The organism is Streptococcus nasisuis, assembly GCF_040836615.1.
In the GTDB taxonomy this organism is placed as follows: domain Bacteria; phylum Bacillota; class Bacilli; order Lactobacillales; family Streptococcaceae; genus Streptococcus; species Streptococcus suis_V.
Genome location: NZ_CP162268.1, coordinates 1,600,039 through 1,620,170, shown reverse-complemented (window position 1 = coordinate 1,620,170; position 20,132 = coordinate 1,600,039). Strand labels below are relative to the sequence as shown.

18 protein-coding genes and 2 pseudogenes are annotated in these 20,132 nt (G+C 45.6%); 15 read left to right on the top strand and 5 right to left on the bottom strand.

What is annotated here, in order from left to right; genetic code table 11:
- Positions 1–253: 253 nt before the first annotated feature.
- The 5 genes from rnc to ftsY are packed head-to-tail and all read left to right on the top strand — an operon-like array spanning position 254 to position 7,483.
- Positions 254–940: a ribonuclease III gene (gene rnc, locus AB1F57_RS08200; protein ID WP_105111663.1), complete on the top strand. Its 687-nt coding sequence runs from the start codon at positions 254–256 to the stop codon at positions 938–940.
- Positions 941–942: 2 nt separating this feature from the next.
- The gene (gene smc / locus AB1F57_RS08195) at positions 943–4,476 is read left to right on the top strand and encodes a chromosome segregation protein SMC (RefSeq protein WP_367985604.1); all 3,534 of its coding nucleotides are present in this window, start codon (positions 943–945) and stop codon (positions 4,474–4,476) included.
- Positions 4,473–5,282, top strand: a complete 810-nt coding sequence (locus AB1F57_RS08190; protein ID WP_170238556.1) for a Cof-type HAD-IIB family hydrolase — start codon at positions 4,473–4,475, stop codon at positions 5,280–5,282. The genes smc and AB1F57_RS08190 overlap by 4 nt, the downstream gene beginning before the upstream one ends.
- Positions 5,272–6,084, top strand: a complete 813-nt coding sequence (locus tag AB1F57_RS08185; protein WP_367985603.1) for a Cof-type HAD-IIB family hydrolase — start codon at positions 5,272–5,274, stop codon at positions 6,082–6,084. The genes AB1F57_RS08190 and AB1F57_RS08185 overlap by 11 nt, the downstream gene beginning before the upstream one ends.
- A gap of 1 nt (position 6,085) precedes the next feature.
- Entirely contained in the window at positions 6,086–7,483 is a 1,398-nt protein-coding gene (gene ftsY, locus AB1F57_RS08180; protein ID WP_367985602.1) for a signal recognition particle-docking protein FtsY, read from the top strand.
- A 27-nt stretch (positions 7,484–7,510) separates the two neighbouring features.
- Here ftsY and AB1F57_RS08175 read toward each other — a convergent pair whose 3' ends face one another.
- The 5 genes from AB1F57_RS08175 to AB1F57_RS08155 form a co-directional block, all read right to left on the bottom strand.
- Positions 7,511–8,068, bottom strand: a complete 558-nt coding sequence (locus AB1F57_RS08175; protein ID WP_105137277.1) for a GNAT family N-acetyltransferase — start codon at positions 8,066–8,068, stop codon at positions 7,511–7,513.
- Between the two features lies 1 nt (position 8,069).
- Positions 8,070–8,744 (bottom strand): DNA alkylation repair protein, encoded by a 675-nt coding sequence (locus tag AB1F57_RS08170; protein WP_367985601.1) that lies wholly within the window; start codon positions 8,742–8,744, stop codon positions 8,070–8,072.
- A gap of 42 nt (positions 8,745–8,786) precedes the next feature.
- Positions 8,787–10,274, bottom strand: a complete 1,488-nt coding sequence (zwf, locus tag AB1F57_RS08165) for a glucose-6-phosphate dehydrogenase (RefSeq protein WP_367985600.1) — start codon at positions 10,272–10,274, stop codon at positions 8,787–8,789.
- 57 nt (positions 10,275–10,331) lie between these two features.
- Positions 10,332–10,469 carry an SPJ_0845 family protein gene (locus AB1F57_RS08160; protein WP_367985599.1) on the bottom strand — a complete coding sequence of 46 codons (138 nt, stop codon included), beginning with the start codon at positions 10,467–10,469 and terminating at the stop codon, positions 10,332–10,334.
- A gap of 193 nt (positions 10,470–10,662) precedes the next feature.
- Positions 10,663–11,508 (bottom strand): LysR family transcriptional regulator, encoded by an 846-nt coding sequence (locus AB1F57_RS08155; RefSeq protein WP_367985598.1) that lies wholly within the window; start codon positions 11,506–11,508, stop codon positions 10,663–10,665.
- A 112-nt stretch (positions 11,509–11,620) separates the two neighbouring features.
- Between AB1F57_RS08155 and AB1F57_RS08150 the strand changes: the two genes are divergently transcribed.
- The 10 genes and pseudogenes from AB1F57_RS08150 to atpA all read left to right on the top strand — a co-directional run bounded on the left by AB1F57_RS08150 (position 11,621) and on the right by atpA (position 20,130).
- A complete protein-coding gene (locus AB1F57_RS08150; RefSeq protein ID WP_367985597.1) occupies positions 11,621–12,475 on the top strand; it encodes an aldo/keto reductase in 855 nt (284 codons plus the stop codon).
- A gap of 73 nt (positions 12,476–12,548) precedes the next feature.
- Positions 12,549–14,507: an NAD-dependent DNA ligase LigA gene (gene ligA, locus AB1F57_RS08145; RefSeq protein ID WP_174853188.1), complete on the top strand. Its 1,959-nt coding sequence runs from the start codon at positions 12,549–12,551 to the stop codon at positions 14,505–14,507.
- 7 nt (positions 14,508–14,514) lie between these two features.
- Positions 14,515–14,736: pseudogene (locus AB1F57_RS08140) on the top strand (diacylglycerol kinase family protein); the annotation flags it as partial.
- Positions 14,737–14,782: 46 nt separating this feature from the next.
- Positions 14,783–15,629, top strand: a protein-coding gene (locus tag AB1F57_RS08135) for an IS630 family transposase (RefSeq protein WP_367985596.1) whose coding sequence is annotated in 2 segments (ribosomal slippage) — positions 14,783–15,090 and positions 15,089–15,629 — 849 coding nt in all. Because the reading frame shifts where the segments join, the coding sequence is not laid out codon by codon here.
- Positions 15,630–15,633: 4 nt separating this feature from the next.
- Positions 15,634–16,455, top strand: a pseudogene (locus AB1F57_RS08130) (diacylglycerol kinase); the annotation flags it as partial.
- Positions 16,456–16,592: 137 nt separating this feature from the next.
- Entirely contained in the window at positions 16,593–16,793 is a 201-nt protein-coding gene (locus AB1F57_RS08125) for a F0F1 ATP synthase subunit C (RefSeq protein WP_105137270.1), read from the top strand.
- 34 nt (positions 16,794–16,827) lie between these two features.
- Positions 16,828–17,544, top strand: a complete 717-nt coding sequence (gene atpB, locus AB1F57_RS08120) for a F0F1 ATP synthase subunit A (protein WP_367985595.1) — start codon at positions 16,828–16,830, stop codon at positions 17,542–17,544.
- An 18-nt stretch (positions 17,545–17,562) separates the two neighbouring features.
- Positions 17,563–18,069: a F0F1 ATP synthase subunit B gene (gene atpF, locus AB1F57_RS08115; RefSeq protein ID WP_172021336.1), complete on the top strand. Its 507-nt coding sequence runs from the start codon at positions 17,563–17,565 to the stop codon at positions 18,067–18,069.
- Positions 18,070–18,603, top strand: a complete 534-nt coding sequence (locus tag AB1F57_RS08110) for a F0F1 ATP synthase subunit delta (RefSeq protein WP_105137267.1) — start codon at positions 18,070–18,072, stop codon at positions 18,601–18,603.
- Positions 18,604–18,624: 21 nt separating this feature from the next.
- Positions 18,625–20,130, top strand: a complete 1,506-nt coding sequence (atpA, locus tag AB1F57_RS08105) for a F0F1 ATP synthase subunit alpha (protein ID WP_105137266.1) — start codon at positions 18,625–18,627, stop codon at positions 20,128–20,130.
- Positions 20,131–20,132: the final 2 nt, after the last annotated feature.

Below are 20,132 nucleotides of genomic sequence, written 5' to 3'. Positions count from 1 at the left end.
GATTTGCGAGCTAATAATGTTAGCTTTGCATATCATTCCCTCATTTCGTGGTTGTTTTGAGTTTATGATACGCAAAGTTTTTTAATTTGGCTAGAATTAATTAGCACAACGGGTATTTAGTAGGACTTTGTACTGAGAGAGTACAAGGTCTTTTTATGCCTTGGTTCCAAGGTTGCTTTCCCGCTCCATGTGGAATCTATGGTATAATATAGAATAGGTTTTCTGTGGTCAGGAGGCCGGAAAGGAGCACATCATGCGAGAATTACACGCAACATTACTGGCAGATTACGAGATTGATTTTTCAGATTTGAGCCTATTGGAAACAGCATTTACCCACACATCTTATGCCAACGAGCATCGCCTTCTAAAAATTTCACATAATGAGCGCTTGGAATTTTTAGGAGACGCTGTTCTTCAGTTAATGATTTCAAAATATTTGTACAAGAAATATCCAGATCGTCCGGAGGGCGAGATGTCCAAGATGCGTTCGACCTTTGTTCGGGAAGAGTCTTTAGCAGGATTTTCACGGGCCTGTGGCTTTGATAAATTCCTACGATTGGGCAAGGGGGAAGAAAAGTCTGGTGGACGCAATCGCGACACCATTCTTGGGGATGCTTTCGAGGCTTTCTTAGGAGCTCTGCTATTGGATAAGGGCGAAAAGACCGTAGAGGAATTTCTGCACAAGGTGATGATACCGCGCCTAGAAGTGGGGAATTTCGAGCGGGTGACGGACTACAAGACAACCTTGCAAGAACTCTTGCAGGTCAACGGAGAGATTGTGATTTCCTACCAAGTCGTTGCGGAGTCTGGACCTGCTCATGACAAGACCTTTGAAGTCGAAGTATCAGCAGACGGTCGTGTCATCGGTCGTGGAGCTGGTCGATCCAAGAAATTAGCTGAACAAGCCGCCGCAAAAAATGCTGTGGAGGCTAGAGGATAAGTATGTATCTGAAATCAATTGAAATGCAGGGCTTTAAGTCCTTTGCGGACAAGACCAAGGTGGTTTTTGACCGTGGAGTGACGGCCGTTGTCGGTCCCAATGGCTCAGGCAAGTCCAATATTACAGAAAGTCTGCGTTGGGCACTGGGTGAGTCATCTGCCAAGAGCCTACGCGGTGGTAAAATGCCGGATGTCATCTTTGCAGGGACGGAAAATCGGAAGCCGCTCAATTACGCATCGGTGACGGTGACGCTGGATAATTCTTCTGGCTTTATTGCTGGGAAGGAAAAAGAAATCAAGGTGGAGCGCCAGATTTATCGGTCGGGAGACAGCGAGTATCTGATTGACGGGAAAAAAGTTCGTCTGCGGGATGTGCATGACCTTTTCATGGATACTGGTCTGGGACGGGATTCATTTTCTATTATTTCCCAAGGTCGGGTTGAGGCGATTTTTAATTCCAAGCCGGAAGAACGCAGAGCTATTTTTGAGGAGGCGGCTGGTGTCCTCAAGTACAAGACCAGAAAGAAAGAAACCGAGAGCAAGTTAGCCCAGGCTCAGGGAAATTTGGATCGTTTGGACGATATTATCTATGAGTTGGACAATCAGGTCAAGCCTTTGGAAAAACAAGCGCAGACGGCCAAGAAATTTTTGGAATTGGATGCAGAGCGCAAGGAGCTCTATTTGGATGTCTTGGTAGCTCAGCTCAAAGGGAGCAAGGAAAGATTAACTGCTAAGGAAGCAGAATTGGCACAGGTCAAGGCGGATTTGACCACCTATTACCAACAGCGCGACCAGCTGGAAGAGGAAAATCAGCGCCTGAAATCGCATCGTCATGCTTTGACCCAGCAAATGGAGCGGGAACAGGTTGTCCTCTTGGACTTGACCAAGTTAATCAGTGACTTGGAACGAAAAATCGAAGTCCATAAGTTGGAGTCCAGCCAGAATGAAATCAGTCGCCAAGAGTCAGAAGTCCGCCTGCAAAGCATGCAGGATAAATTGGCTACGGTAAGAGAAGAAGTGGCGAAAAAGACCGCGGCCATGATAGAGTTGGAAGAAAAATTATCTGCCTTAAAGGCAGAGATTGCGGCTGTGGACAAGGAAATTTCTTATTTTTCAGAAGATCCAGACCAAGTCTTGGACCATCTGCGGGAGCAATATGTAGCCCTCATGCAGGCGGAGGCGGAGGCGTCCAACCGCTTGACCAAATTGCAGCAGGACATTGCCAATCAAATCAGCCTATCAGAAAGCAAGTCGGAGGAATTGACCCGCTTGCAGGCTGAAAAAGAGACAGCAGAGAAAGAGCAGGCAGCCAGTCAGACCAGATTAGCCGAGACCGAACAGCATTTGCGAGACCTCTTGACCGATTACCGTCAGGCAGAAATGCAGGTGAGCCAAGCGGAGCAAGCTTATAAGGAGCAACAGTCGGCTATGTTCGACCTCTTGGATGCGATTAAGTCTAAGCAGGCGCGCCAGTCAAGTTTAGAGGCCATTTTAAAAAATCATTCGAACTTTTATGCAGGTGTCAAGGCGATCTTGCAGGCAGCGCCGACTATCGGTGGCATTATTGGTGCGGTCAGCGAGCAATTGACCTTTGATACACGCTATCAGACGGCACTGGAAATCGCCTTGGGTGGTGCCGGCCAGAACGTCATTGTAGCGGATGAGTCGACTGCCAAGCGGGCGATTGCTTATCTGAAAGACAAGCGTCAGGGTCGGGCGACCTTCCTGCCCTTGACGACCATTAAGCCTCGTAGTTTGGCGAATCAACAGCTGGCAATCTTGCAGGCGACACCTGGTTTTTTGGGCATGGCCAGTGATTTGGTGACCTACCAAGCGCATTTGGAAAATATTTTCCAAAATCTACTGGGCACCATTGCCATTTTTGAGACCATTGACCAAGCCAATCAAGCGGCGCGAGCGACAAAGTTTCAGGTGCGGATAGTCACTATGGATGGTTCTGAAATCCGTCCCGGTGGTGCCTTTGCCGGGGGTAGCAACCGCAACAACAATACGACCTTTATCAAGCCGGAATTGGATGCCCTTGTGGGCGAAATAGCAGAGCTGTCTCGTAAGCAGAAGGAGCAGGAAAGCCTTGTTGCCAGCCGAAAAGAAGATTTGGACCAGACAAGATCAACGCTTGAAGAAATTAAATCTCAAGGTGAGGAGGCGCGTCTGGCTCAACAATCTGCTCAGATCCATCTGGAGCAAGCCGAGCAACACTTGGGGCAGGTAAGAGCGCGCTATGACTTGCAAATCAGCCAAGTCAGTCCAGAAATCCTCTCAGAATTGCAGGAGCAGGCGAACAAGGAAATTACACTGGTTGATAGTTTAAACCAGAAAAAAGCACAATTAGAAGAGCAAATCCAACAGGTGCGGGATGATCGCGACAGCATCCAAGAAAGTTTGGAGCGTCTGCGCAATCAGAAGGGTCAGTTGACCTTGGAACAGACGGAATGGACCAGTCAACTGCGCTTTGAACAGACGGATCTCCGCCGTTTGCAGGACGAACAAGTGGCGATTGAAAAGGAAATCCTGATGTTGCAGGATGTCATTGACCAAAAATTGGTTGCCCTGGAAGATACCAGTCTGGATGTTCTGGAGGAACAATTGCAGGCCGCGACGACCAAGCAGACTGATACCAATCAGATTCTCATCCGCCTCAAGTTTGAATTAGAAGATATTGAGGGGCAATTTGAGGATTTGGAAGGGCGTTTGCAACAGGCGCGTGCCAAGAATGACGACCTCATTCGCAAGCAGGCCAAGTTGGAGGCCGATGTGGAGCAGGTCGGTGACAGACTGCGTCATTTATTGACCAATCTGACCGAGCAATTCAAACTGACTTTTGAGGCGGCCCAGTCTCAGGCAAGACTTGTTGAGGATTTGCCACTGGCTGAGCAGGCGCTCAAGGATTTGGAACGAGCTATTCGAGCGCTAGGACCTATCAATCTGGATGCTATTGAGCAGTACGATGAAGTTAACAATCGCTTGATTTTCCTTAATGAGCAACGGGAAGATATTTTGTCGGCGCGTGATTTACTGCTGGAGACCATTCATGAGATGGATGACGAGGTCAAGGAACGCTTTAAGGCTACCTTTGAGGCAATTCGCGGTAGTTTCAAGCAGACTTTCAGACAGATGTTTGGCGGAGGTTCCGCGGATTTGATACTGACGGACAATGATATTTTGACTGCGGGGGTGGAAATTTCTGTCCAGCCTCCGGGGAAGAAAATCCAGTCGCTCAACCTTATGTCTGGTGGCGAAAAGGCCCTCTCAGCTCTCGCTCTGCTATTTTCCATTATCCGTGTCAAGACCATCCCGTTTGTTATTCTGGACGAGGTGGAGGCGGCTTTGGATGAGGCCAATGTCAAGCGTTTCGGGGATTATCTCAATCGCTTTGATAAGGAGAGTCAGTTTATCGTCGTGACCCACCGTAAAGGGACCATGGCGGCGGCGGATGCCATGTATGGTGTGACCATGCAGGAGTCGGGCGTGTCCAAGATTGTGTCTGTCAAACTGAAAGATGTGGAGAAACTATGATAAAGAAAGTATTTGCCAGTGATATGGATGGGACTTTTTTGCGAGAGGACCATAGCTTTGATAAGGAGCGGTTTGGCCGGCTGTTGGATGCTTTTGAGGATAGGGATTATCTTTTTGTGGCTGCCAGCGGTCGGTCCTACCCCAGCTTGAAGCAAGTTTTTGCAGGATTTGAACACCGTATCGCCTTTGTGGCGGAAAATGGGGCGGTTGTGTCCTATCAGGATGAGCTGATTTTTATGGACAATCCTATTCCGAGCTCGGTTTATTTGAGACTGATTGAGGAGCTGGTGGCCAGTGGCATTGTGGAAGCTCACCATGTCACCCTGTCTAGTTTGTCGGGTTCTTATATGCTGGAAGCTGTTGAGGACGATCTTTTGCGGGATTTGTCGGGCTATTATCAAGATATTCGTCTGATAGCTTCTTTTGAACAGGTGACGGAGGAGGTCATCAAGCTCAACGTCTATGTTGTGGAGGAAAAACGCCAGCAGGCCCAGGATTGGATCAACCAGCATTTTGGCATTCTTTCAGCGGTAACGACAGGATTTACCTCTATTGACATTATCCTATCAGGTGTGCACAAGGCGGTCGGTCTTGGTCATCTTTGTCAGCATCTTAGATTAACGGCAGAGGATGTAACAGCTTTCGGGGACAATCAAAATGACCTGGAAATGCTGGAATTTGCTGGCCTGGCCATTGCGACGGAGAATGCTCGCCCTGAAGTCAAGGCAGTCGCAGATAAGATTATCGGTCACTGCAATGACAATGCAGTTTTGACCTATTTGGAGGAGGTAGTATATGGCAATTAAGTTAGTTGCACTCGATTTAGACGGAACCTTGTTGACGTCTGACAAGAGGGTTTCAGAGGAAAATAAAAAAGCCCTGCGAGCAGCGCGTGACAAGGGTGTGTACGTCGTTCTGACAACAGGGCGCCCCCTGCAAGCCATAGGAACGTTTTTGGAGGAGCTGGATTTGCTGGGCGAAGGTCAGTACTCCATTACCTTCAACGGGGGCTTGGTACAGGAAAATACAGGCCGCATTTTGGATAAAACAGGCTTTAGCATCGACGATGTTCGTGCCATTCGTCAGGAGACCAATCAGTTAGACCTGCCTTTGGATGTTCTCTATGGTGGGGATGTCTATTCTCTTCCGGCAGCCCATGACTCTCTCTATCTGACTGCCAATCCCTTGCTCAATAAGATTGAAACGACCGATGCGGACTTGCCAACTGAATTGACCTACAACAAGGCGGTTTCAGCAGTGGCGGCGGATTTCTTGGATGAACAGATTCCGAAAATCCCTGCGGAATTGTATGAGCGATTCGAGATTTTCAAATCGCGGGATATTCTCTTAGAATGGAGCCCCAAAGGTGTACACAAGGCTAATGGTTTAGCAAAATTGATTGAGCATCTGGGCATTGACCAGTCGGAAGTGATGGCCTGTGGCGATGAAGGAAATGACCTTTCTATGATTGAGTGGGCTGGTTTGGGAGTTGCCATGGCCAATGCGACGGAGGAAATCAAGGCTGTAGCCAATGTCGTTCTACCAAAGACAAATGACCAAGATGGCATTGCTTTGGCTATTGAACAGTATGTAGTAAGTGAGGACTAGTATGGGATTATTTGACCGATTATTTGGACAAAAGACCGAAGAGCAGGATCTAGCGGCTTCAGAAGAGACGCAGTTGGATAATCTTGTTGAAGAGCAAGACATTGAGCAGGATATTGCTCAGCCGATGACTGTTGCAGAAGAAGTTACAGAAGAAATTTCGGATGGGCAAGAAAACACTGAGGAGAGTCTGGTAGAGCCTGTTCAAGAAGAACAAGGGGCGGGGAGCCTTGTGCCAGATGAGGAAGTTTCGGACATCCAAGTTACAGACGAACCGCAGGCTGAACCAAGCGCTGAGCCGGTCTTGACACCGGAGAAAGAGGCGCAAAAGCAACGGACCTTGGACATGATGGCCCAGTATTATGCGGCCAAGGAGGCAGCTGCCGCGCGGGTCAAAGATGCTCAGGAGAAAGGATTTGACCCTGCTATCCAAACCAAGCCACGTAAGGAAGTGGGCGAAGAACAACCAGTTCTTGAAACTGAGCAAGATAAGTACCAACGGACACTCAAGAAAACACGGACTGGATTTGGTGCACGGCTCAATGAATTTTTCGCCAACTTTCGTACGGTCGATGAGGAATTTTTCGAAGAGCTGGAAGAAATGCTGATTTTGTCAGATGTGGGTGTGCAGATCGCAACGACTCTGACGGAGGAGCTCCGCTATGAGGCAAAACTTCAAAAAGCCAAAAAGCCAGAGGAACTCCGGCGCGTGATTATTGAAAAATTGGTGGACATCTATGAAAAGGATGGTAACTTTAGCGAGCAAATCAATTTCCAAGATGACCTGACTGTCATGCTCTTTGTCGGTGTCAATGGAGTCGGCAAAACGACCTCTATCGGGAAACTGGCCTACAAGTACAAACAGGCTGGCAAGAAGGTTATGCTGGTTGCGGCGGATACCTTCCGTGCGGGTGCGGTGGCCCAGCTGGTCGAATGGGGACGTCGGGTGGATGTGCCTGTTGTTACTGGTCCTGAAAAAGCTGACCCAGCCAGCGTTGTTTTTGATGGACTTGAGAGCGCTCTGGCTGAGCAGGTGGACATCCTCATGATTGATACAGCTGGTCGCCTGCAAAACAAGGACCATCTCATGGCCGAGTTGGAAAAAATTGGTCGCATTATCAAGCGTAGTTTGCCGGATGCACCACATGAGACCCTCTTGGCACTAGACGCCTCAACAGGGCAGAATGCCCTCAGTCAAGCCAAGGAATTTTCAAAAATCACACCGCTAACCGGTCTGGTCTTGACTAAGTTGGACGGAACAGCCAAAGGAGGTGTGGTCCTTGCTATCCGTCAGGAATTGGATATTCCGGTCAAACTGATTGGTTTCGGCGAGAAGATTGACGACATCGGCGAGTTCAAATCAGAAGAATTTATGCGTGGTCTGTTGGAAGGACTGGTATAGAAATAAAAAAAGTAGATGATATGGTGGTCATCTACTTTTTTTATCCTCTTTCAAAATGGCATACATTTTCAAATCGACCAGCCCGCGATTATTGCGCCCTGCTTGGCGCATGGTGCCTTCGTAGGTCATGCCGATTTTTTCCATGACACGACCAGATTGTGGGTTTTGGCTATCATGAACGGCATAAATCCGGTTCAAGCCGACCTGTTCAAATAAATAGTCAAGAACGGTTTTTGCAGCCTCTGGCATGTAGCCCTTGCCCCAATGCTGTCGTGCAAGGACCCAACCAAGTCCAGCAGTCAGCGTCTTTTCTTCAATCGAGACCACACTGATGTCCCCAATCGGTTGCTGGCTATCTCTTTCAATGATAAGCCAACGATAAGACTGGGGATTGTCATAGCTACTGATGCAAAAATTGACATAGTCCTGCGTGTCTTGGAGCGATTGGTGAGTTGGCCAAGTAAGATATTTGGTCACTTCCTCATCAGAAGTCCAATTTTGATACATAATAGGTGCATCATCTATTTGAAATTTGCGCAATAACAGTCGTTCTGTTTCAAGTTCACTGGTTCCGAGGTGGTCCATCTTATTTCCTCCTCAGCAAAGCCCCAATCCAATCAGGTGCATAGGCAGAAGTACAGCCCTTTGGCACCTTCATATCGGCGTAAACCGCCAATTCCTTACCAATCGCCAAGCCCTGTTCCAAGTAATCTGGGTAGGACACGGCAATGTCCACCAGACACTGGTTCATGGTCCATTGAACTAGCTTAGGTGCAGTTTGCAAATGCGACTTGATATACTCCAAGGTTCCTTCAATTTCAACTTTTTCAGCCGCCTTACTTGCAAAATATTTGGCCCGTAAAAACCAGCCTAGACGTTGAAAAACAGGCTCTTCCTTGTTCAACAATAATTCTTCCCATACCTTGCTGTCTTTCCGTTTACTCAAGATGACCGAGGCCAATTTATCCAGTACATTGACAGAAACAGCTGCATCCAAACAGGTTTCAAGCTCTGCTGTTTCCAATTGATTTGGCTTAGCCTTGGCAATCTGAATGGCTAAATATTGGGCCTCCAAAACCTTTGTCTGCCAGAGGGAAGTAAAGAGTTCGAGTTGATTTTTGTAATTCTTAGCAATACCAGAAATGGCACCCATGGGAACGCCGTAATAGGGCTTGGTTTCACCAATTTTTTCGTATCGCTTGAGGGTACCAGCATGGCTGGCTGCTTCAAGTTGAGTGAGAATAGTGTGTAATTCTGTCATAAATATCTCCCAAAAAAACTGGATGACTCCAGTTTTCATATCTTATTTCAATAACCCACGCTCACGGTACCAGACATCCGGCGTCCACACCCATTTGCAACCGTACCGGTCAAGTAAATCAAAGGCAGCTTGTGGCCCCATGGTACCAGCAGGATAGGTGTGGAGTGGTACTTGGTCATTTTCCCACAGGTCAATAATGCGGTCAATCAAACTCCAGCTGGCCTTGACTTCTTTCCAATGGCTGAAGTTGGTCGAATCGCCATTCAAGACATCAAAGAAGAGTTTTTCGTAGGCCTCTGTCGAATTGCCCAGCGCTGTCGCATTGTGGCGGAAATTGAGTTTGGCAGGTGTAAGCGCAAAGCTTGAGCCAACTTCCTTACCATTGATGGTCAAGGCAAATCCTTCGGTCGGCTGGATGTAGATGGTCAATACATTGGCCTCAGATGGCTCGCCGAAAATATCTTCCGTATGCTTGAAGGTAATGGTCACACGGGTACCTTTTTCAGTCAGGCGTTTCCCTGTGCGGAAGAAGAATGGCACGTCGCGGAAACGGTCTGTATCAACAAAGAACACACCGCCTGCAAAGGTTTCAGTTTGCGAGTTTTCAGCAATATTTGGCTCGTCGAGATAAGAAATGTAGTCCTTACCGTCGATGCTACCCGCAGCATATTGTCCGCGAATGAAGTTGCGTTTGAGTTCTTCGTCCGTTTGCAGACGCAAGTTTTGGAAAACCTTGATTTTCTCAGAACGAACGTCTTGTTCCTTAAAACTAGCGGGCTTGTCCATTGCTAGCAAGGAAAGAACTTGAAGAACATGGTTTTGAACCATATCTTTTAAGGCACCTGAATGGTCGTAGTAGCCCCCACGGTCTTCAACGCCGATAGATTCTGCAAAAGTAATCTGCACATTGTCAATGTGTCGGCGGTTCCAGACATGCTCAAAAATAATATTGGCAAAGCGCACGGCAAAGATATTTTGCACCATTTCCTTGCCTAGATAGTGGTCGATGCGGTAAATCTGGTCTTCGTCGAAGGCATCAGCCAGTTCTTCATTGAGCTTGGTTGCTGTTTCAAGGCTGGTACCGAATGGTTTTTCGATAATCAAGCGCTCAAAACCTTTACCGTTGACAATTTGCTCAGATTTAAGATGCTTAGCAATGGTTCCGAAAAATTCTGGCGCCATAGATAGAAAAAAGACCTTGTTATCCTGAGTGTCGTATTGCTGACCCAAGTCTTCCTGCAATTTGCGCAGGGCAACATAATGCTCCGTATCGTTGACATCGTGGCTTTGATAGTAGAAATGGCTGGCAAATTCGTGAGCTTGACGCGGTGTATCTGGTAAATCTTCCAAGGATTCGATGACAATCGATTCAAAATATTCCTTGGTCCAAGGACGGCGAGCAGTTCCGATAACGGCGAAATTTTCAGCCAAGTGTCCAGCCTTGTAGAGGCGAAAAAGTGATGGATAGAGTTTGCGTTTGGCGAGGTCGCCACTTGCACCAAAAATAGTAAATAATACGTGTGATGACATAGACAATTTCCAATCTGTTCAGTATAAAGTACATTATAGCATAAATTGTCAGAAAATTCACTTTTTCTTATTATTTTCTTCTTCTTCGGAATTAGTTTCTGGCTCTGGAAATTCGACTTTTTCCAGCTGATCAAAGGATGCAAATTCTTCCAGCATCTTATCCAAATCATCTTGTCGTTTGTATGTTATGGCCATACGGCACCTCCATCTTTTTGTCTCTCATTTTATCTTCTTTTGCGTCGTTAAGTCATCTTGCCGTATTCTGCGAATAATACTTGCTGTTGCAAGTCTTATTTCAAACCTTGCACAGCTCACAGGACTATTGAAGCAAATATTAAAAGCAAACTGAACGACTTTGTCCTCATTATACTTTTTTTACCAAAAAATATCAAAATAATGGATAGTCATCCTGATTCAGAGCTTGCTTTAATGACTGGTAAAGGTCTGGATTTCGGCAATAAATGTGGTAGGTGACGCCTGCCTCGTCGTCAGTAAGAGGAATGACCACCCGTTCCTTATCGGTCTTCACCAGATTGGTCGTGAAGTGGGGTAGGGAAGAATTGGCGACTAGCTCCTGAAAGGCAAAGTCATTTTCCTGGACTAAAAATTTAGACTGGGGCATCTTGTCATAGCAAAGTTGTCTCCAAAAGCCCAGATTGGTCTTGAGCAGGAAATTGTAGCCGTTTATCTCCACGAAAGTTACAGCTGACCTCTTGGCTAGTTCATGGCCTTTTGGTACAGCTATGGCTAGCTCCTCTCTGGAAAACGGCAGAGGAGGCAAGTCAGAGAGCGACTGGTCAAAGGGTAAAATGGCTATATCACATTTCTCCTCCTGGAAAGCCTGTAAAATAGCCTGATTGTCCATGATTTTACAAGTCGGTATCATCTGAGGCTTGACAGAAGCCACCAGAGGACTTAGTTGCCACAGGGGAGCAGGAGCACAAGAAAAAATGGTTATGGTTTGCAAACCCTGGTCAAAATCCCTGACATCTGCAATCAGATTAGAAGCTTGCTGTAAGAAGATTTTTGATAACTCAACAGCCTTCTTGCCCGTTTCATTAAGTGCAATCTTATTAGCGTTTCGGACAAACAAAGGCACACCGAAACATTCTTCGATATGTTGCATAGAACGACTTAGAGTAGGCGAAGAGAGATGAAATTCCTCAGAAACCTTAGCCAAGGTCCCGTATTTTTCAAAAGCAATCAGCTGTTCCAATTTAGTCAAATCTAGCATGGTTCACCTCTAGTTTTCATATTATGAAATCTGTCTTTCTAAATAACTAGTGTACAAAAAAATTCAAAAGATGTAAAGTAGAATAGTAAACACAACTGAACGGAGGAAAAATATGGAATATTTTAATTTAAATAATGGTGTAAAAATGCCGGCAATCGGCTTTGGAGTCTTTCAAATTCCGAAAGAAGAAACAGTACAGGCTGTTCTGGATGCCATTGAAGTCGGTTACCGCAAGTTTGATACCGCCCAAAGTTACCAGAATGAAGAAGAATTAGGTCAGGCCTTGAAGGAATCAGGTCTACCACGGGAAGAATTTTTCCTGACAACAAAAGTCTGGTTATCCAACTACGGCTATGAAAAAACGCAGACTTCTATCGAAATCAGCATGAAGAAGTTACAGACAGACTACCTAGACCTGGTCCTTTTACACCAGCCTTTTGGCGATTATTATGGAGCTTATAGAGCTTTAGTTGATTTGCAAAAAACTGGGAAAATCAGAGCTATCGGCGTCTCCAATTTCTACCCAGACCGCCTGTCTGACCTAGTAGCCTTTTCTGACCAAGTGCCGCAGGTCAACCAGATTGAAATCAATCCCTTCTTTATCCAAGAAGACGCTGTTCAGAATATGAATGTGGAAAATGTGCTAGCAGAATCTTGGGGACCATTTAGGGAAGGACGTGACCAGATTTTTACGCATCCAACCCTGGTCGAAATTGGTAAAAAATATCAAAAATCAGTTGCTCAGGTCATTCTTCGATGGCTATTTCAAAGAGGAATTGCCTCAAACTGCAAGTCTGTCAAAAAAGAACGCATGGCAGAAAACTTCGCCATTTTCGATTTTGCCTTGACAGAAGACGACATAGCATCCATTCAGGAAATGGACACTGACACCAGTTTATTCATGGATCACAGAACTGTTGAGGCGGTAAAATTGTTCAAAGACTTTGTCGAAAGCAGAGGGATATAAATAGTACTTGAGGTCGGTTTAAATCGGCCTTTTTTCTACAATGTAAATCCTAGTTCATGGTATAATAGGTCTTATGAAGACAAGAATGACAGAATTAGTGGGCCTACTCAATCAGTATGCCAAAGAATATTATCAACTTGACAAACCAAGCGTGTCCGATGCTGAATATGACAAGCTTTATCGTGAATTGGTGGAATTAGAAAGTTCCCACCCAGAACTGGTTTTGCCAGACAGTCCGACCCACCGTATCGGCGGAAAAATCCTGGACGGTTTTGATAAATACAGCCACGTTTATCCCCTTTTTAGCTTGCAGGATGCCTTTTCTCGTGAGGAGTTGGACGCCTTTGACCAGCGTGTTCGCAAGGAATTTCCAGGTGCCAGCTATATTTGTGAGTTGAAAATTGATGGTCTATCCATTTCCCTGACTTACGAGGCTGGCCAGCTGGTGGTCGGTGCTACCCGTGGAGACGGCAGTGTCGGTGAAAATATCACGGAAAACCTCAAGCGTGTGGCGGATATTCCGCTGACCCTGCCAGAGCCTATCGACATGACTGTTCGGGGCGAGTGCTACATGCCTAAGACTTCCTTTGAACGGGTCAATGCCCAGAGGCAAGAGGCTGGTGAGGCTGAGTTTGCCAATCCTCGTAATGCTGCTGCAGGAACTCTCCGCCAGCTGGATACAGGTGTCGTTGCCCAGCGTGGACTCGCGACCTTCCTCTACCAGGAGGCCAGTCCGACAGAGGCGACCAGTCAGTCGGAGGTCCTTGACAAGCTGGACAGACTTGGCTTTGTGACCAACCACGACTATCAGTTGGCGGCTGATATGGACGCTGTTTGGGCTTTTATTGAAAAAATGGCAGAGCAGCGAGACAGTTTGCCCTATGAGATAGACGGTATCGTTATCAAAGTTAATGATCTAGCTGTCCAGGAAGAATTGGGCTTCACTGTCAAAGCGCCCCGATGGGCGGTGGCTTATAAGTTCCCAGCAGAGGAAAAAGAGGCGGAAATCCTGTCTGTCGACTGGACAGTCGGTCGGACTGGTGTGGTAACACCGACAGCCAACCTCAGCCCAGTTCAATTGGCAGGAACCACTGTTAGCCGCGCCACACTCCACAATGTCGACTATATTGCTGAAAAAGATATCAGAATCGGCGATACGGTTATCGTCTACAAGGCCGGTGACATCATTCCAGCAGTCCTCAAAGTCGTGGACAAATACCGAAATCACCAAGAACCGATGCCAATACCAACTGCTTGTCCAAGCTGTTCAGGTGACCTGCAGCATTATGAGGACGAGGTGGCCCTACGCTGTATCAATCCCCTTTGCCCAAGCCAGCTCATGAGCAAGCTAGAGCATTTTGCCAGCCGAGATGCCATGAATATTGCCGGCTTGGGGACTTCGATTGTAGAAAAACTCTACCAGTCTGGTCTGGTACATGATGTGGCAGATATCTACAAGCTGACAGTTGAAGATTTGCTGACCTTGGAAGGTTTCAAGGAAAAATCAGCTGAAAAACTCTATCAGGCTATTCAGGCATCGAAAGACAATTCAGCGGAGCGCTTGCTGTTCGGCTTGGGCATTCGCCACGTTGGTAGCAAGGCTAGTAAGATTTTGCTGACGGCCTTGGTTGATTTGGAAAATCTGGCGCAGGCTGACTTAGAAACTATTTCTGGCCTAGAAGGTTTGGGACAGGTCATCGCCCAATCGCTGGTCACTTATTTCTCTAGCGAAGGTGCGCAGAAATTGCTGAGCGAACTGAAAGAAGCCGGTGTCAATCTAGCCTATTTAGGTCAACAAGCAGCGACGGATGCAGCTTTATCTGGCATGACGGTTGTCTTGACAGGTAAGTTGGAACGGATGAAACGCAGTGAGGCAAAGGCCAAGCTGGAGGCTTTGGGTGCTAATGTAGCTGGCTCTGTTTCCAAGAGAACCAATCTAGTCGTCGCTGGCGCAGATGCTGGAAGTAAGTTGGCCAAGGCCCAAGAATTAGGAATTGAAATAAGAGACGAGGCCTGGTTAGAGAGCCTCTAAGGAAATCATGGAAGAACAAAAACGTGCAAGATTGATTTATAACCCGACCTCGGGACAAGAAATCATGAAGAAAAATGTAGCAGAAGTGCTGAATGTTTTGGAAGGATTTGGTTATGAAACCTCTGCCTTTCAGACTACTCCAGAAAAAGATTCAGCTAAAAACGAGGCTAGACGGGCAGCCCTGGCTGGATTTGACTTGGTCATTGCTGCTGGTGGTGACGGCACTATTATAGCACAATGAAACAAAAACAGTACATTTGTGGTATAATGTACTTATGGCATATTCATTAGATTTTCGTAAAAAAGTTCTCGCATACTGTCAGAAAACCGGCAGTATTACTGAAGCATCTGTTGTTTTCGATATTTCACGCAACACCATCTATCAATGGCTAAAATTAATGGAGACTACTGGCGAGCTTCATCACCAAGTTAAGGGAACCAAACCAAGAAAAGTTGATAGAGAAAAATTAAAGAACTATCTTGAAGCTCATCCAGATGCTTTTTTGACTGAAATAGCTTCTGAATTTGGCTGTCATCCAACAGCTATTCATTACGCTCTCAAAGCTATGGGATATACTCGAAAAAAAGAGCTGTACCTACTATGAACAAGACCCTGAGAAAGTAAATCAGTTCCTTAAAGAATTTAATAACTTAAGTCACTTGACACCTGTTTATATTGACGAGACAGGGTTTGAGACATATTTTCATCGAGAATATGGTCGATCTTTGAAAGGTCAGTTGATCACAGGTCAGGTCTCTGGAAGAAGATTCCAGCGGCTATCTTTAGTCGCAGGTCTTATAAACGGTGAGATTATAGCCCCAATGACCTACAGAGAAACCATGACGAGTGACTTTTTCGAAGCTTGGTTTAAAACATTCTTACTACCCACTTTAGATAGACCATCTGTTATCATTATGGACAATGCAAGGTTTCATCGGATGAGTAAGCTAAAAGAGTTATGCAAGGAGCAGGGTCATAGACTTTTACCACTTCCTCCTTACTCACCTGAGTATAATCCCATTGAGAAAACATGGGCTCAAATGAAAAAACACCTCAGAAAAGTATTGCCAAATTGTGATACTTTTCTTGAGGCACTTTTGTCCTGCTCTTGTTTCAATTGACTATAACGAAGTAGTCAATGGCATTGCTCCGCTTGAAAAACGACCTCGTATGGCGATTATTCCAACGGGAACGACCAATGACTATGCCCGTGCCTTAAAGGTTCCACGAGGGAATCCAGTTGAGGCAGCCAAGTTGATTGGAAAAAATCAGACCATTTTAATGGATATTGGTCTGGCTAAGAACGTGAAGAACGGCCATTCCCAGGAGCATTACTTTATCAATATTGCTGCCCTGGGCACCTTGACTGAATTGACTTACAGTGTGCCTAGCCAGCTCAAGACCATGTTTGGCTACCTGGCCTATGTGGTCAAGGGGGCAGAGCTATTGCCGCAGGTCCAGTTTACACCGGTTCGTGTCCAACATGATAAGGGGATTTTTGAAGGGTCTGTCTCCATGATTTTTGTGGCCCTGACCAATTCTATCGGAGGCTTTGAGAAAATTGTACCGGATGCCAAGCTGGATGACGGCAATTTTACCTTACTCATGGTGAAAACAGGCAATCTCTTTGAAATTCTACATCTGATTCGTCAGGTCTTGGACGGTGGCAAGCATGTAGATAGCAATTTGGTCGAGTATATCAAGACCAGGAGCTTATCTATCAAGCACTTGGACGATTCCAGTCGCCTCTTGCTCAACCTAGATGGAGAGTTTGGTGGAGATGCTCCGGTCCATTTATACAATCTGGCCAATCATATCGAATTCTTTGCGGATACGGACTTGGTTTCAGACCATGCTATTACCCTGGATACTGAACAAATCAATCGTGAAAAAATGGCACAGCGATTTATTGAGGAAACAAATCATTTTGAAGAGTCAATTAAATAGGAAGAAAGGACAAAACGGTCTTTTCTTTTTTTCTGCAATCAGTATTATTAAACGTTTACAATTAGGGTGATTTCTTGACAAATAGATGTTTTAGGAGTATGCTTACTTAGTATTAAATTAAAAAAGGAGAATTCGTTATGAATTTAGGTGCATTGGCTCTTGGTTTGGCCTGTCTTGGTGTAAGTATTGGTGAAGGACTTTTGGTAGCTTCTTACTTGTCAGCGACAGCACGACAGCCAGAGATGCAAAGTAAATTGATGGCAGGTGTATTCTTGGGGGTTGCCTTCATCGAGGGTACATTCTTCGTTACCTTGGCAATGGCATTCGTTCTTGGTTAAGCAGAGCAATAGATAGAAAAGGAGTGAGTCTCCAATGGAAGAACATTTAAGTCCAACCATCACCCTTGGCCCTGTGACCTTTGATTTGACCATGGTTTTGGTGTCTGTCATTACGGTTTCCGTCATTTTTCTTCTGATATTTTGGGCAAGTCGGCAAATGACTCTTAGACCCAAAGGGAAGCAGAATGTTCTGGAATACATGTATGAACTAGTTATCAATTTTACTAAGGGAAATTTGGGTGATGAAAATGCAAAACGCTATGCACTTTTCTTCTTTACAGCCTTCACATTTCTATTGGTTGCCAATAACCTTGGTTTGATGACAAAGATTGAAACCGCTCAAGGACAAAATCTATGGACCTCTCCAACAGCCAATATGGCCTACGACTTTGGTCTTGCTACCGTTGCAACGGTATTTTGTCATGTCGAAGGTATTCGTCGTCGCGGATTTAAGGAGTATTTGAAAGCATTTGTAACGCCATGGGCCATGACTCCAATGAATATTTTGGAAGAAGTGACTAATCTGGCTTCTCTTGCACTCCGTTTATATGGGAATATCTATGCGGGGGAAGTATTGGTTTCTCTCCTCTTGCAATTATCTCAAAAAGGCGCCTTCGTTTATCCTATCGCATTTGGCTTAAACGTCATTTGGACTGCTTTTTCTGTGTTCATCTCCTGCTTGCAATCCTATGTATTTGTCATGCTGGTGTCTATGTATTTGAACAAGAAAATTAGTGGTGAGGCAGAGTAAGAAAGGGAATATGAAAAGATGGTAACACTTATTGCAATGCAATCAAGTACAGTTTTGGGGAACTTTATTCTGGTAACAGCATCTTTTGCTGTTCTGCTCGTCTTAATTCGCCTATTTGCGTGGGACAAGATTACTGGAATTTTTGAAGAACGTGCTGCTAAGATTGCCAATGATATTGATAGTGCGGAAGAAAAATTAACGCAGGCTTCTAACCTTGTACAACAGAGAGAAGATGAGTTGGTTCAAGGCCGTATCGAAGGTCAAAAAATCATTCAAGATGCTGTTGAACGTGCAAAATTAGAGAAGAAGCGCATGTTGGAACAAGCTGATGTTGAAATTCAAGGTTTGAAACAAAAGGCTCAGCTTGAAATCGAGGCAGAAAGACGCGAAGCTCAAGAAAACCTGCATGTACAGGTAGCGGAGTTGGCAGTTGATTTGGCTGGAAAGATTATCTTGGAAGATTTGGACCAGCAGGCCCATAGTCAATTGATTGATCGTTATTTGGATAAACTAGGAGACAAGTAGATGAACGCTAGAGAAAATGCACTGGTGCAAAAGTATGCTCTATCATTTGCTGAAAAAGTTAGTGATCATGAAGAGATTTGGGAAATGTATGACCAAATTTCAGCCTTGATTTCCATTATTCATGATAGTAAGCTCAATCGTCTCTTGCTGTCAGCGACTGTTTCTAAAGAAGAGAAGGCTGAATTCGTTCGGACTGTTCGTCAGTCCAGTTTTTGGCAAATCAATGACCTTATCGAAGATGTGATTCGAGATGGGCATGCTGATTTGCTCCTGGAAACTCTGGAACGTGCTCAGCTACAAATTAGTAAGTTTAAAAATGAATTTGAGGCCCATGTGGTTTCAGTTTATCCGCTGACAGAAGAACAAAAAGAGCGTCTTCGTCGACTGGTAGAAACACGTTTTTCTCTTCGTGTTCGTAGTATTGTTGAAGAGCTGGATAGGACTTTGTTGGGGGGCTTTATTGTGACGGTCAACCACAAGGTCATTGATGCCAGTGTACGCAGTCAGTTGAATGACGTTAGGAAAAAACTTTAGAAAATAGAAAGTGGTGTTCTTTTGGTGATTAATGCACAAGAAATTAGCGCTTTACTAAAACAACAAATAGAGGGCTTTCAGCCTGATTTTGACTATACTGAGACAGGTGTAGTGACCTATATCGGTGACGGAATTGCTCGTGCTCAGGGTCTAGATAATGCCATGAGTGGCGAGCTTCTGATTTTTGAAAACGATACTATTGGTATGGCTCAAAACTTGGAGACCAATGACGTTGGTATCATCATTCTCGGAGATTTTACAGACATCCGTGAAGGCTCAGTGGTCCGTCGGACTGGTAAAATTATGGAAGTACCAGTTGGTTCAGGCTTGATTGGTCGGGTTATCAATCCGCTCGGTCAACCAGTTGATGGCTTAGGAGAAATCCGTACGACAAAGACACGTCCAGTTGAATACCCAGCTCCCGGTGTTATGCAACGTAAATCTGTTACAGAGCCTTTGCAAACAGGTTTGAAAGCCATTGATGCCTTGGTACCAATCGGTCGTGGCCAGCGGGAGTTGATTATCGGTGACCGCCAGACGGGTAAAACGACTGTAGCCATTGACGCCATTCTCAACCAAAAAGGCCAAGATATGATTTGTATCTACGTGGCCATTGGTCAGAAGGAATCAACAGTTCGTACACAGGTAGAAACCCTTCGTCAGTACGGTGCTTTGGACTACACAATTGTTGTAACAGCCTCTGCATCGCAACCTTCTCCGCTCTTGTTCTTGGCCCCTTATGCAGGTGTTGCTATGGCGGAAGAATTTATGTACGAAGGCAAGCACGTTTTGATTGTCTATGATGATTTGTCAAAACAAGCGGTAGCCTACCGTGAATTGTCTCTCTTGCTCCGTCGTCCTCCAGGTCGTGAGGCCTATCCAGGGGATGTATTCTACTTGCACAGTCGCTTACTAGAGCGCTCGGCTAAGGTATCTGATGAGTTGGGTGGAGGATCGATTACAGCTCTGCCATTTATCGAGACACAGGCAGGAGACATTTCAGCCTATATCGCAACCAACGTGATTTCTATTACCGATGGACAAATTTTCCTCAAAGATGACTTGTTCAACTCAGGTATTCGTCCGGCCATTGATGCAGGTTCTTCTGTATCGCGTGTCGGCGGTTCGGCTCAAATCAAGGCGATGAAGAAGGTGGCTGGTACTCTCCGTATCGACCTTGCTTCTTACCGTGAATTGGAGGCCTTTACGCAATTTGGTTCGGATTTGGATGCGGCTACGCAGGCTAAACTCAACCGTGGTCGTCGTACAGTCGAGGTTCTCAAACAACCATTGCACAAACCATTACCTGTTGAAAAACAAGTCTTGATTTTGTACGCCTTGACTAATGGTTATTTGGATTCAGTGCCGATTGATGATATTTTGACCTTTGAAGAAGAATTGTATGCTTATTTTGATTTGCATTACGATAACCTCTTGGAAGTTATTCGGTCAACCAAGGATCTTCCAGATACAGATGAGTTGAATGCGGCCATTCAAGCCTTCATAGACCAGTCTGTCTTTAAGTAAAG

Excerpts from the sequence above, each read along its gene's own strand:
- rnc (WP_105111663.1), top strand. The coding sequence starts at position 254 with ATGCGAGAATTACACGCAACATTACTGGCAGATTACGAGATTGATTTT.
- AB1F57_RS08155 (WP_367985598.1), bottom strand. The coding sequence starts at position 11,508 with ATGCTAGATTTGACTAAATTGGAACAGCTGATTGCTTTTGAAAAATAC.
- zwf (WP_367985600.1), bottom strand. The coding sequence starts at position 10,274 with ATGTCATCACACGTATTATTTACTATTTTTGGTGCAAGTGGCGACCTC.
- AB1F57_RS08160 (WP_367985599.1), bottom strand. The coding sequence starts at position 10,469 with ATGGCCATAACATACAAACGACAAGATGATTTGGATAAGATGCTGGAA.
- smc (WP_367985604.1), top strand. The coding sequence starts at position 943 with ATGTATCTGAAATCAATTGAAATGCAGGGCTTTAAGTCCTTTGCGGAC.
- AB1F57_RS08185 (WP_367985603.1), top strand. The coding sequence starts at position 5,272 with ATGGCAATTAAGTTAGTTGCACTCGATTTAGACGGAACCTTGTTGACG.
- ligA (WP_174853188.1), top strand. The coding sequence starts at position 12,549 with ATGAAGACAAGAATGACAGAATTAGTGGGCCTACTCAATCAGTATGCC.
- AB1F57_RS08190 (WP_170238556.1), top strand. The coding sequence starts at position 4,473 with ATGATAAAGAAAGTATTTGCCAGTGATATGGATGGGACTTTTTTGCGA.
- ftsY (WP_367985602.1), top strand. The coding sequence starts at position 6,086 with ATGGGATTATTTGACCGATTATTTGGACAAAAGACCGAAGAGCAGGAT.
- atpF (WP_172021336.1), top strand. The coding sequence starts at position 17,563 with ATGGTAACACTTATTGCAATGCAATCAAGTACAGTTTTGGGGAACTTT.
- AB1F57_RS08110 (WP_105137267.1), top strand. The coding sequence starts at position 18,070 with ATGAACGCTAGAGAAAATGCACTGGTGCAAAAGTATGCTCTATCATTT.
- atpB (WP_367985595.1), top strand. The coding sequence starts at position 16,828 with ATGGAAGAACATTTAAGTCCAACCATCACCCTTGGCCCTGTGACCTTT.
- AB1F57_RS08175 (WP_105137277.1), bottom strand. The coding sequence starts at position 8,068 with ATGGACCACCTCGGAACCAGTGAACTTGAAACAGAACGACTGTTATTG.
- AB1F57_RS08170 (WP_367985601.1), bottom strand. The coding sequence starts at position 8,744 with ATGACAGAATTACACACTATTCTCACTCAACTTGAAGCAGCCAGCCAT.
- AB1F57_RS08150 (WP_367985597.1), top strand. The coding sequence starts at position 11,621 with ATGGAATATTTTAATTTAAATAATGGTGTAAAAATGCCGGCAATCGGC.
- AB1F57_RS08125 (WP_105137270.1), top strand. The coding sequence starts at position 16,593 with ATGAATTTAGGTGCATTGGCTCTTGGTTTGGCCTGTCTTGGTGTAAGT.